Raw genomic sequence first — 12,882 nt, 5'->3', positions numbered from 1 at the left:
GTTTCCATTCTTATCATGATCGATAACGTCAAAGATTTCTAACGTGTCTAAATTCATTACAATCTCTAATCCTAACATCGTTGAACTCCTTTCAAATAGAATTTTAAGCGAACAAAAAAGAGAACAGATTTCTCTGTTCTCCTAAAAATATTGAATTATTTGATTTTCTAAAAACTCTTACCACTTACGAAATTTCTCTTGATAACAGATTTTATGCAATTTGTAACCATTCTGTAATAATTCTCTCTTTAAAAAGTGATAAAATAGTAATGTATTGTTAAGGAGAGAAATATGCCCGCTAGAAAATTACACCCGTATGAGTTAGAACAAGAAAGTGTAAAAACTGCTCAGTTTCAAGATTATGTTCCAGAAAATGCTTCTGTCGCTAGTGTAAAGGAAGTTCTATTTTTTGTAAACATCGCATGTTTCTGCGTCTTTTTAGCGATTTTTAGCTTTTTGTTCTTATCACTAAAAGTAAACACTGTCTTATCATTTGCTTTGGCTATCGGCCTTAGTCTTGTAGCATTGCAATTTCAGCGTACTTTTATCAAGAAAAAATTCAAATAAAAACCTTCGATGAATCGAAGGTTTTTTTATTTATTCTTTCGTTTAGAAGGTGTTGAGATAGCTATCTTGACTTGGAGATTTTCTACGTTTTACAAAAATCCATTAAGGTACTTTAAAAAGACACCCAGCAAGTTGGATGTCTTGGTCAAGATTATTTTAGTTTTTCAACCAGGGGCAAAAGCTCTTCGATTTTCTCTACAATCCGCTCTTGCTCCGCGAGAGGGGGGAGGGGGACTATTGCCTTATAGAGTCTTTCATCATTAATAGCAGGATAAGCAACTCCTTTAGAATTTTCAATTGAATTTGCATATCTATCAAAGGTCGGTGAAAGGAGATAGTAAAATAAATATTTATTATAAAAATTATTGAAACAAGCCATTACCGCAAAACCTGTGCTTGCAATAGGTGGATAAACAAAATCCTTATCTATAATGCACATATTGTGGAGATATGGTCTAACTGTTGCATATAGCACATCATCCATATGAACTATTTTTCTTGCTCTGGATGGGGCTTTTTCTGCTTCTATAATGTTCTCATTTTCATTTAATCTCTGATTTTCGTTATCAATAGAACCTATATCTATATACGAAAAAGTTGAAGATGGTTTCTTTTGTCCATGATTATACACTACTTCCCTTAACCTCACCCACTTCCAAGTTTCAGGTATCTCAAAGGGAATTTCGTCTTCTGTGATTTCAGGGAGGGCTTTTTGTTTCTTGAGTTTTCCTTCTTGGATCAGCTGTTGCTTTTCGTCTTGGATGACTTTATAAAGTTCATGGCCTGTGCCTTCTTCTGCTCTTTGCTCGACTAGTTTTCCTTGGATAGCTTGTCCGAGGATAGCCTTTTGCATATCGAGAGGAAACTTTTTGTTGAGTTCTTCTAGTCTATTCCAGGCCTTTTCATATCTTTCAACCAGGGGCAAAAGTTCTTCGATTTTCTCGACAATCCGCTTTTGTTCTGCGAGAGGGGGGAGGGGGAGTATCATCTTTGACAAAGTTTGCCCATTGCAATTCGGCTGTGCTGTAGCAATCGTACCAATACGTAATTGTGACCAATATAGTTCACTGCCCATAAAATATTTTAAGAACTGAGGAACAATGTTTTTTCCATATTGTGTTCTAATAAGATATCCTGCATAAATTGCATTTTCACTTATATTTTTTACCAAAAATGATTTCCCAACAGTTCCGCCTGTTCTAGCAAATAAAATATCATTATTTTTTAGTAAGTATTGCTCAATTTCCTCTTCACGAATATCACAATATGGCACTGTATCCCAACATACAGAATCGTCTTGAATGTCACTTATACGAACCATTTTGATTCGCCCTTCATTTTTTGCAGGAGCATTATACCCATATTGTACCGATTTGGATAAGTCCCCCAACCTCACCCACTTCCAGGTCTCAGGTATCTCAAAGGGGATTTCCTCTTCTGTGATTCCAGGGAGGGCTTTTTGTTTCTTGAGTTTACCTTCTTGGATCAGCTTTTGCTTTTCGTCTTGGATGGCTTTATAAAGCTCTTGACCTGTGCCTTCTTCTGCTCTTTGCTCGACTAGTTTTCCTTGGATAGCCTGCTGCAAGATCGCATTTTTTAATTGTTGGGGGGTCATTGAATCTTACCTCCCAACAGTTTTTCTATCTCTTCTAGGACTCGGTCAATTTCTGCATTGAGGCTGGCTCTCTCTTCTTGGTACTCATGGATCAGGTCGTGTGGGGCTAGTATGACTTCTTCTTCATGTGGGTAGCCACATAGATCGAGATTGTAGCCGTACTTTTCCTCTAGCTCTTCTCTGGTAAATTTCTTAGCCTTGTCAAAACCGTCTACTAGGATTTCTTCTCGTTGATGCCACCAAGAGATAACCGGTTCAAAGTGCTCTAACTTCATGGGTTTTGTTTTTGAGAAGTTCTTGTAGCCTTCTGGTTTGTCTAGTCGATAAATCCAAGTCTCCTTTGTAGGACCTGTCTTAGCAAAGAAAAGAATATTGGTCGTAATCGAAGTATAGGGACTAAAGACACTTGACGGCAAACGGATAATGGTATGTAAATTAAACTCATTTAAGAGTTTCTTTTTGATATTGACCTTGGCATTATCGGTACCGAATAAAAATCCATCTGGCAGGATTACAGCTGCTCGTCCCTTTTCTTTTAGACGATACATGATAACCGACATGAAAAGGTCTGCCGTTTCAGAGCTTGCTAAATCAGCCGGAAAATGACTTTTGACATCTGCTTTCTCGGAACCACCGTAAGGAGGGTTCATCAGGATAACATCAAATTTGTCATCATCTGTATAGTCGAGTACATCTCTCAGTAGCGTATTGTCATGGTAGATTTGCGGAACATCCAAATCATGAAGGAGCATATTGGTAACCGCCAGCATATAGGGAAATTGTTTCTTTTCAATTCCATAGATAGACGAAGAATAGGCTTCTTCATCAGCAACTGTCTCTACCTTTTGATGAAGCTCTTTGAGCCAACTTGTGATAAAGCCACCTGTACCACAAGCCAAGTCCGCCATGGTTTCACCGATCTTCGGCTCTATCATCTTGGCCATAAAGTCCGTTACTGCACGAGGTGTATAGAACTCACCACTAGATCCTGCACTTTGTAGTTCTTTTAGGATGGTCTCATAGATTTCTCCAAAGGCGTGGCTTTCATTATAATCTCCAAAGTCAATTTCATCAATGACATTGATAACTTGTCTCAGAAGGACTCCGTCTTTCATGTAGTTATTGGCATCTTGAAAAACTGTCTGAACAATCGCTTTTTTGATTGGTGTCTCACGAGTGACTGCTAAGTTTTTTAGTGTTGGAAAGAGCGTGTTATTGACAAAATTCAATAAATCATCTCCCGTTAGAGCAACTCCAGTCTTATCATCATGCGCCCAGTTAATCCATCGGCATTCATTGGGAATAATGGAGGTATAATCATCCTCGTTCATTTCCCAGTCACTTTCTTTTGCGTCGTATACTTTTAGAAAGAGCATCCATGTGATTTGCTCAATTCTTTGGGCATCTCCATTGATACCTGCATCGTTCCGCATAATATCTCGTAATCGTTTTATAAATCCTGATAGATTACTCATTATTAAATCCTTCCTTAGTTATAAATTGCATTTTGTAGTTCTTCTACAGCATGTTTATAGCCATCTTTTCCTCCAAAGTAACTAGCAATTTTAGATGGCTTACCTAGTTTCATAAAAGGATCTAATCTCAAAACTTCCGTAGTCGTAATTTCTGTAATTCCTTTATTCATATACTTATCAAGTAGTGCTTCTAACACTTCTTTAGCAACTCCATTATAGTGACTAAAGAAATCCTGTTTCTTTACATTTTCTGCTCGTTCTTTTCTAGTCAGTGGTTTTTGATTAAAGGCAATATGGCATATAAAATCAAAATCATCGACTTCTTCCATAGCCTGTTCTTTTTTGAGTTGTTTGATGTCAATCCCACGCTCTAAGAGTATACTTTGTATCTTGTCTTTTTTGGGGTCTTTTCTCCATTCACGAATAAAGGCGTCTAATGTCGCGTATTCACCCCGAATATTTTCTTTGGTATAATCGACAATACTTTCCTGTCTTAGCAACTTACCATTTGTATCGTAGACAGATACTGTTTTGTGAATGATTTCAACTCTGCATCCATTTCTATCAACAATTGGTTTTATTGCAGGAGGATTTGGTGGGGTAAGACCTCCACCTTTCTTTCTGTTACCACCTTTAGATTTATTTTCAGGGTCAAAGTCATCATCAATTTCAATTGGACCATCCCATTCTGGATCAGCAAAGAGTCTTGAGACATTTCTAAAGTCCATCACGACAAAGTGGGTCTTTCCTTCTTTTTCACGAAGTCTGGTACCACGACCAATAATTTGCTTAAACTCTGTCATCGATCCAATCATTTCATCTAAAACAATCAGTTTTGTCATCTTACAGTCTGCGCCTGTGGATAGAAGTTTAGATGTTGTGGCAATAACAGGATATTTTGCAGATACAGATATAAAGTAATCTAGCTTACTTTTCCCATAATCATCACTTCCTGTAATACGAACACAGTAGTCTGGATTTTCTTTTACCATATCAGCATTATGGTTGACTAGGGCAATTCTCATCCTTTCAGCAGCTTCTTCTGTTGGGCAAAAAACAATTGTTTTTGCCATACGGTCAGTCGCTTTGAGATATTTTGTAATTTCACTAGCTACTTGATTGGTTCTATCTTCTATGATGATGTTGTAATCATAGTCTGTATTGTTATATTCTCTATCTTCAATGAGGTTTCCAAATTTATCTTTTTGTCCTTTGACTGGTCTCCAACCCTCACCAATATCAGTTTTAATATTGATCACCTTAAATGGTGCTAAAAAGCCGTCCTCAATTCCTTTTTTAAGAGAGTAGGTATAAATCGGGTCTCCAAAATAATTGATATTCGAAACATATTTTGTTTCCTTTGGTGTTGCGGTCATCCCAATTTGTGTAGCAGAAGAAAAGTATTCTAAGATTTTTCTCCATCTAGATTCTTCCTTAGCAGAACCGCGATGACACTCGTCTACGATAATGAGATCAAAGAAATCTGGTTTAAACAGTTCAGAAAAATGTTCTTTATCGTCCTCCCCAACTAACTGTTGGTAAAGTGAAAAATAGACCTGATGAGAAGTAATCGTGTTCGGGTCATCCTTAGCTACATTGATTTTATGAATGACTTTTTCAAGAGGAGAAAAATCTTGTTGAATAGACTGATCGACTAAGATATTTCTATCCGCCAAATATAAGATTTTTCTTTTCATCCCGCTTTGAAGCAGTCTGTAGACAATTTGAAATGCAGTATAGGTTTTTCCTGTTCCAGTCGCCATCACAAGCAGTAATCTATCTTTTCCTGACGCGATTTGTTCAACAGTTCTGTTTACTGCAACCCTTTGATAATATCTAGGAGGGTATGAGTTCATACTTGAGAAGTAAGGCTGTTCAATGATTTTTTCTTCTTGCGAACTTAGCCCTTCTCCATCATTCGATTCCGCCTTATATCTATTTATGAGCTCTTCTTCAGTAGGAAACTCATCCAAAGAAAGTTCTCGTTCTTTCCCAGTTAAAAAATCATGCTCAAAAAAACCATCTCCATTGGAACTATAAGCAAAAGGAACATCAAGCATTTCAGCGTAGGTCATGGCTTGTTGTAAGCCGTAAGATATACTATGCTTATTGTCTTTTGCTTCTACAATAGCAATTGGTTTATTTGGATTTAGATAGAGTACATAATCTGCTTTCTTTGGTTTTTCTCTCGAAATCAAATTCCCACGAAGATTAATTTTACCATCTGTTATTTTTGTCTCCATAGTTATCTTATCTTTATCCCATTTAGAGACAATAGCAGGGCTAATATAATGAAATTTAATGTCTTCTTCTGTCATTTCTTTTTTTGTGAGGATTGTACTCATTTTATGTATGCTCCTTGCTATTATTTAAAGCGTCTATTTCAGTGATACCGATAACATACTATTTACTTAAGTCGTAAATCAATATGAAAGGCCTGCCATCATTGATTGTACGTAACTGTCATGATACCTCTAAACTACAAAGTACCTAAAATACCATTAACTTTATTCTATCATAATTAAAAGAAAAAGGTTAATCAGTAGACGATTCTACCGATTAACCTTTTCATTCTTATAGGTATTCAATTGTATTTGATTTTTCCTCAAACTGAACAATCCTATGTTTTTTTATTTATTCTTTCGTTTGGATGGTGTTGAGATAGTTAGCTTGACTTCAAAAATAGTTCCATTTGGTTTGTTGTCCTTAACGTTGATAGTTCCCTTAAGGGCATCAACAATTTGCTTGGCCAATGACAAACCTAATCCGAAACCACCCTTTTGACGTGTACGTGCCTTATCAACCCGATAAAATCGATCAAAGATTTTCTTTTTATCGGCTGCAGAAATACCAATTCCATTATCTGCTACCTTTAGATAAAGACTACGTTCTGTCGTTGAAATCTCAAAATAAATATCTCCCTCTTCTTCTGTATATTTGACTGCATTGTCAAACAGAATGGTCATCAATTGCTTGAGGAGGAGTTTATCTGTGATGATAGTGCGATGAACACGATTCGAGAAACGAAAGACACGATCGTTTTCGGATGCAATCATTTCATAGTTAGTAAAGGTTGTATTAAAGAAGTCTGGCTCTACCTCTCCAAACTCAGGCTTAATACCATCATCTCTACGTGCTAGATTGAGAAGATTTGTCGTTAGAAACTTCATATTTCGAACTTCTTCCAAACTCGAAGCGATGCTCTCACTTGATTCCATAATGGTCGCTTCTGGTTTTCTAAAAAGAGTTTCCAGGCGATTCTGAAGAACTGCTAAGGGAGTACGCAATTCATGACTGGCATTTTCCACAAAGCTCTTCTGCTTTTGCATACTTTCAAGCAAGGGTTTAACACTGACACGAGCAAGATAGAGACTGGCTATGATCGATAGAATCCAAAAACTTGCCATGACCACCACAATTAACTGCTCGTGATTTTGACTGATCTGCTCTAGTTGGCTCGTGTTAATCAGGACAGCAGCATACTTAATATTGGTCGAAACCGAATCAATATTTATTTCCGTCAAGACAACACGGTAAATCTCATCCTGACCGTAGCTATTGACAACATGAAGTTGGCGAATATGGTTTAAATCCTTTTTATTGAAGGTGATTCTATCTAATCCCAAAAAGCGATTGCCAGTCACCAATTGATTGAGATTCGAATCCAGCAAAATCACTTCAGTATTGGAACTCACATTTGGTTTTTTATCAGAAGCTGGAGCTACATTCCCACCATCTAAATCCTTTACGTCTTCAGTCGCACGATTTACCGCTAATTGAATAATGTCCTGGGGATTTTTGCTCAGTGATAAGAGTTTTTCATCCACTGACGTATAGAGACTGGAGTGCATAACCTGCAGGATAATCAAGGTCATGGCAGAGAAAATCAGCGTGAATACTCCAAAATTACGGATAAAGTAGCTGAAATCTTCTGCATACCAATTCTTTTTTAGTTTATTAAACATGTTTTAAAATATACCCAACACTACGCAAGGTTTGAAGGTTCTCAGCAAAGACTGAACCTTTCAATTTCTTACGAACTTTTGATACATAGACTTCTACAACGGAAATAGTTGTGTCACTATCAAATCCCCATAATCGATCAAAGATTTGAGTTTTAGGTAAGATGACATTTTGGTTTTGGAGGAAATAAACCAAGAGTTCAAATTCTTTACCAAGCAACTCCACAACAGCATCATGTACCTTAACTTCATTGGTAGACAGATTGACTGTCAAATCACCATACGTTAAGGTATTTTCGTTAAATTTCCCAGAACGTTTGAGAAGAGCCTGGATACGCATCTTGAGTTCTTCTAAGTAGAAAGGTTTGGTCAGATAATCATCTGCCCCAAGTTCAAATCCGTGTCCCTTATCATCCAAGCTTTCCTTAGCCGTCATGATCAGAACTGGAGTTGAAATACCTTTTTCACGCAATTCTTTTAAAACTTGGAAACCATTTTTTTCTGGTAACATCAAGTCCAATAGAATCAGGTCATAGACGCCACTTTCAGCCTCATAGAGACCTTCTTCGCCATCAAATACCTGCATGACATCTGCAAAATCATCCAAAAAATCAAAGACTGAATTTGACAGGCCTAGGTCATCTTCCACTAATAGAATTTTAATCATCAAAAATTCCTCCTTATTATATCCATTATAGCAAAATTATCTTAAAAAAAACTCAACTTTCCTTGTTTTTCTAAGAGAAAGTTGAGTTTTTATATTCTATTTAGTCAAGAAGTTTTTAAGCCTTGCCATATTGTGCAACAACTGCTTCAACTGCTGCTTTCTCACGTTTAATCAATTCAACGCGTGCTGCGATATCTTTGATACCCATGCTGATATTACGGCTAAGAGCTAGGTCAGAAAGTTGTGGTTCAAAGAAGGCTTTATACTCTGCCAAACGTTGTTCTGTTTTAAAGATGTGTGATGGGAAAATGACAAAGCTATCAAAGCTCATATCTCCACCAAGGGCTGCCTTGATCCAATCCCAGTTTTCACGCGCCCAAACCCAAACAGTTTCTTGGGTAGCTTGGTGTCCAAGGAATTGGAGGTACCATGCTGAAAGGTCCTGTGGTTTCACAACAAATTTGTCCTTCCAAGTTGCAAGAAGGGTTTGGATGTTTTCTGCATCTGTAGAATATGCAAGCGCAGCTGCTAATTGACGTTTGAAGACTGCATCTGTTGCATGAGTGTAAAGATCCAGATAAGTCGCTACCAAGTCCTTAGTCTCATGATGTTTGATCTCATTGATGAGGACTTGAGCACGAATAGCTGCTGGAAGTCCTGCAAGATTTTCTTTATGGGCTGCAAAGATTTGACTTGCTACCTGACTAGCTTCTTCATCATTTGAACGAATCATCATAGAAATGGTTAATTGACGAACCAATTCATCTTCATCAGATTCACCCTCTTTTGCTTCAAAACCAAGTCGTTCATAGTTGTGACGAGCCAATTTAGCAATGAGGTTATTAAAGTCTTTCTCAACTTCTGTTCCTTCATCAATAAAGCGCTCAAGGGCACTAATAACTTGAGAAACTGCAGCAACAACCAGGTAAGATTCTTCCTTGGCAAGTTTATCAAGGACTGGAAGTAAGTCTGCATATGATACATGTCCTGCTTCAGCAAGCAAGCGACGTTCTTGGACGATTTGAAGCTTACTTGTATTATCAAGTTCTACTAATTCTGAAAGGATAGCATCCAATAATTCGTCTTGATAGTCAGTAATGTAGTGGGCAGTATTTTCAGTGTTAAGACGAAGAGCTGTTTTGTTTTCAGCAAGAAGAGCTGCATAACCTGGAATTTCGATGCTTTCAGTTTCGAGTGTATCTGGCAAACCTTTCCAATTACTGTTAAGGGGTACTACCCAAAGACGGTTCTTGTCTTCGTGTTCACCGATGAAGAATTGTTTTTGTGAAATCTTCAAAACATCATTTTCAACTGTAGCAGTCAAAACTGGATAACCAGGTTGCTCCAACCAAGAATCCATAAAGGCTGCTACATCACGGCCTGATGCTTGACCAAGGGCATTCCAAAGGTCACGACCAATGGTATTTCCGTATTGGTGTTTTTCAAAGTAAGCACGCAAACCTTTAGCAAAATCAGCATCTCCTAGCCAACGACGAAGCATGTGCATGAGACGGCTTCCTTTAGCATAAACGATAGCAGAGTCAAAGAGTGTATTGATTTCATCTGGATGTTTAACTTCAACGTGAACAGACTGAACACCATCAGTCGCATCACGTTTAAGTGCGGCTGGCACTCCACTTGTTTGGAAGTCTTCAAAGATATTCCAGCTTGGCTCAATCGCATCCACACAGACGTATTCCATCATGTTGGCGAAGCTTTCGTTGAGCCAGAGGTCATCCCACCATTTCATAGTTACGAGGTTACCGAACCATTGGTGAGCAAGTTCGTGGGCAATGACAAGGGCTACTTGTTGACGGCTGGCAAAGGTAGAGTTCTCATCTACAACCAAGTAGACTTCACGGTAGGTTACGAGACCCCAGTTTTCCATAGCACCAGCTGAGAAGTCAGGAAGGGCGATATGAAGAGATTGAGGAATTGGATACTTAACTCCGTAATAGTCTTCGTAAAATTCGATAGAACGAACAGCGATATCTAATGAAAATTCAAGGTTTGAAAGTGGGTGTGCCTTGGTTGAGTAAACACCAACGAGAGTACCATTTTTAGTTGTAGCAGTTACCCCTTGCAAATCACCAGCCACAAAAGCTAACAAGTAAGAAGACATACGAGGTGTAGTTTCAAACTTCCAGATGCCAGTTTCCTTACGGTTTTCAACATCGATTTCCGGCATGTTTGACAAGGCAAGTTCGCTTTCTGCTTGGTCAAAACGAAGAGCTAGATCAAAGGTTGCTTTCGCTTCTGGTTCATCCACACATGGGAAGGCTTCGCGGGCAAAGTGGCTTTCAAACTGCGTAGATAAAACTTCTTTCTTGACACCATCAACTGTGTAGTATGATGGATAGATTCCTGTCATGTTGTCTGTGATTTTACCTGAAAAAGCAATAACCAATTCAACTGACCCTGCTTCTGCAAGTTCGATATGAAGGGCTTCGTTTTCGTTATCAACTGTAAATGGACGAGCTTGTCCTACTACTTCAACTGAAGCAATTTCCAAGTCTTTTTGGTGAAGGGAAATACGGTCACTTTTAGCTTGACCAGTAATGGTTACTTTTCCTGAAAACGTCTTGGTCTCACGACTCAAGTCTAAAAATAAATCATAATGTTCAGGAACAAATGTTTCGATATAATGTTCTACTGCTTGCATCATATTCTCCTATTCTAAATTTATGAGCAAATGCTCTAGTTCAAACATACCTATTTTATCATATTTTTAAATAGAAAGAAGGATTGAAATGATTTTTACAATATTTTCATTTCTTCATTACTCTAAAGATGTTTTATAAAAATTATTAAGTCGTATTATTTGACCGCTTAATATGTTAGTGATAAAATTGTCTTGTTTGGTATATCAACTATAAAAACTATAAAAAGGAGGAACAATGAAAAAGTTATTTTTTGCTGTTTTTTCTGCGTTTGCGGCCCTTGCACTTCTAATTTCTATCGGTGCATATAGAACGCAAGCAAAAGAATTAACCAGCCAAGTGAAAATTTCTCAAGTGACAACTGAAGGCGAAAAGATTTCATATCACTGGGAAATTGACGGTGGCGTAGAAGTCGGTGATACATTCACAATTTCTATGCCAGAGGACGTTAAGTTTGCTTCTTCCGCTTTTAGCTCAATGAAAAATGCTAGTGGCGAAGAAATTGCAACAGGAAAGGTATCAGATGACGGTAAGACTCTGACTATTACCTTTGTAAAAGGAGGAAATAAAGGGGCTGAAGGAAACGTATCATTCTGGTATAAATGGGATGGAGATAACACCACTGGTCAAGACCAAGAACGCTCCATTAAAATCGGTTCAGAATCTGCAATTGTCAGACGTTCTGGACAAGGTCCAGTACCAGTCCTACTTCCGATTAAGAAGTATAATTCTGGTGGTACAGATAACACTAACTTGCAACATGCTCAAAAAATTTGGGGACCTACAGGAATTCCAGACTGGAGAGATACCCTAGAAGTAACTGATAAGACTACTGATGGTTTCTTGTTCTGGCACATCTCAGTAAACAATGCTGTTGACAAGAAAGAAGCTGCTTCAAGCATCGTCTTTACTGACCAAATGCCTAACCTTCCTGCACTTGACTATAGCCGTATTAAATCTGCTAAAGGTCAAGATGTGTCTCAATACTTCAAAGGTGGAACTTACCTTCCAGCATCATTTGACTTGAAAGTCAATGGTAAAACTCTAGTTGTCAACGGAGTATCAATGTCTGGTCTTGCATTAGAACCATACATTGAGTGGACAGAACATGGATTTAAACTTGATTTGACTAAGGTCAGCGACCAATTTAAAGTTGCATCTACAGACGAAATTACCCTATCATATCAAACACTTCTACAACATGCTGATCAAATCAAGAGCGTAACAAACGTTGCTTCTCTTACAAGCGATCAACACAAAACAGCTGTAACCAAAGAAAACACTTGGGTTAACAAAGCTGCTTCAGCAGATGCACAAGTCTACAATAGTGATGTAACAACTACAACTACAACAACAACTACAACAACGACTACATCTACTACCACAACAACTTCAATAACTTCAACAACGACTACGACATCTACTACTACAACTACTGAGTCTACGACTTCATCCACTACAACTACGACTACTGAGTCTACAACTTCATCCACTACAACTACGACTGAAGAGCCTAAGTCTACAACTTCAACTACTACAACTACGACTGAAGAGCCTAAGACTTCAACTACTACAACTACGACTCCAGAAGAGCCAACTAGTCAAAATAGTAGCGAAGAAGAAACTAGCTCTACAACTACAACAACTACTGAGTCTACAACTTCTACTACGACTCCAGAAGAGCCAACTAGCCAGAATAGTAGTGAAGAAAAATCAAGCTCTACAACTACAGAGAAATCAACTTCAGAGACAACAGCTCCTGGATCTAATAGTTCAACAACTACAACTCATGGAGGACCTACAACAGTTTCAACAACTGGAGACAAACCAGGACTTCCAAATACTGGTGAACGTAATAGCTTAATTGTTTCTGTTGCTGGTGTTGCAATGCTTATCGTAGCTGTAGGAACAGTTTTACATTATCGTAAAAAATAAT

Annotated in this window: 8 protein-coding genes; 2 read left to right on the top strand and 6 right to left on the bottom strand. The window is 38.0% G+C overall.

Features of this window, described 5'->3' with window-relative positions; translation table 11 throughout:
* The first annotated feature begins 291 nt into the window (after positions 1–291).
* Positions 292–567 carry a DUF3270 family protein gene (locus tag QM419_RS01335; RefSeq protein WP_254729758.1) on the top strand — a complete coding sequence of 92 codons (276 nt, stop codon included), beginning with the start codon at positions 292–294 and terminating at the stop codon, positions 565–567.
* A 151-nt stretch (positions 568–718) separates the two neighbouring features.
* Here the strand turns inward: QM419_RS01335 and QM419_RS01330 are convergent, their stop codons facing one another.
* The 6 genes from QM419_RS01330 to QM419_RS01305 all read right to left on the bottom strand — a co-directional run bounded on the left by QM419_RS01330 (position 719) and on the right by QM419_RS01305 (position 10,948).
* On the bottom strand, positions 719–2,182 hold the full coding sequence (locus tag QM419_RS01330) for a restriction endonuclease subunit S (protein WP_414277649.1): 1,464 nt from the start codon (positions 2,180–2,182) through the stop codon (positions 719–721).
* Positions 2,179–3,657, bottom strand: a complete 1,479-nt coding sequence (locus tag QM419_RS01325) for a type I restriction-modification system subunit M (protein ID WP_414277648.1) — start codon at positions 3,655–3,657, stop codon at positions 2,179–2,181. The genes QM419_RS01330 and QM419_RS01325 overlap by 4 nt, the downstream gene beginning before the upstream one ends.
* 14 nt (positions 3,658–3,671) lie before the next feature.
* Positions 3,672–6,002 carry an EcoAI/FtnUII family type I restriction enzme subunit R gene (gene hsdR / locus QM419_RS01320; RefSeq protein ID WP_414277647.1) on the bottom strand — a complete coding sequence of 777 codons (2,331 nt, stop codon included), beginning with the start codon at positions 6,000–6,002 and terminating at the stop codon, positions 3,672–3,674.
* A 285-nt stretch (positions 6,003–6,287) separates the two neighbouring features.
* Complete coding sequence (locus tag QM419_RS01315) at positions 6,288–7,622, bottom strand: sensor histidine kinase (protein WP_414277646.1); 1,335 nt, start codon at positions 7,620–7,622, stop codon at positions 6,288–6,290.
* Positions 7,615–8,286: a response regulator transcription factor gene (locus QM419_RS01310; protein ID WP_414277645.1), complete on the bottom strand. Its 672-nt coding sequence runs from the start codon at positions 8,284–8,286 to the stop codon at positions 7,615–7,617. The genes QM419_RS01315 and QM419_RS01310 overlap by 8 nt, the downstream gene beginning before the upstream one ends.
* Positions 8,287–8,401: 115 nt before the next feature.
* Positions 8,402–10,948, bottom strand: a complete 2,547-nt coding sequence (locus tag QM419_RS01305) for a M1 family metallopeptidase (protein WP_414277644.1) — start codon at positions 10,946–10,948, stop codon at positions 8,402–8,404.
* A gap of 235 nt (positions 10,949–11,183) precedes the next feature.
* Here QM419_RS01305 and QM419_RS01300 point away from each other — a divergent pair, with 235 nt between their 5' ends.
* A complete protein-coding gene (locus tag QM419_RS01300) occupies positions 11,184–12,881 on the top strand; it encodes an Ig-like domain-containing protein (protein WP_414277643.1) in 1,698 nt (565 codons plus the stop codon).
* The last annotated feature ends 1 nt before the right edge of the window (position 12,882 follow it).

It is taken from the genome of Streptococcus infantis, assembly GCF_047464715.1.
GTDB classification, from domain to species: Bacteria; Bacillota; Bacilli; order Lactobacillales; family Streptococcaceae; genus Streptococcus; species Streptococcus infantis_S.
Note: the sequence above shows the minus strand (reverse complement) of the source record. Positions and strands in the feature narration are given on the sequence as shown.

Excerpts from the sequence above, each read along its gene's own strand:
- QM419_RS01335 (WP_254729758.1), top strand. The coding sequence starts at position 292 with ATGCCCGCTAGAAAATTACACCCGTATGAGTTAGAACAAGAAAGTGTA.
- QM419_RS01330 (WP_414277649.1), bottom strand. The coding sequence starts at position 2,182 with ATGACCCCCCAACAATTAAAAAATGCGATCTTGCAGCAGGCTATCCAA.
- QM419_RS01325 (WP_414277648.1), bottom strand. The coding sequence starts at position 3,657 with ATGAGTAATCTATCAGGATTTATAAAACGATTACGAGATATTATGCGG.
- hsdR (WP_414277647.1), bottom strand. The coding sequence starts at position 6,002 with ATGAGTACAATCCTCACAAAAAAAGAAATGACAGAAGAAGACATTAAA.
- QM419_RS01315 (WP_414277646.1), bottom strand. The coding sequence starts at position 7,622 with ATGTTTAATAAACTAAAAAAGAATTGGTATGCAGAAGATTTCAGCTAC.
- QM419_RS01310 (WP_414277645.1), bottom strand. The coding sequence starts at position 8,286 with ATGATTAAAATTCTATTAGTGGAAGATGACCTAGGCCTGTCAAATTCA.
- QM419_RS01305 (WP_414277644.1), bottom strand. The coding sequence starts at position 10,948 with ATGCAAGCAGTAGAACATTATATCGAAACATTTGTTCCTGAACATTAT.
- QM419_RS01300 (WP_414277643.1), top strand. The coding sequence starts at position 11,184 with ATGAAAAAGTTATTTTTTGCTGTTTTTTCTGCGTTTGCGGCCCTTGCA.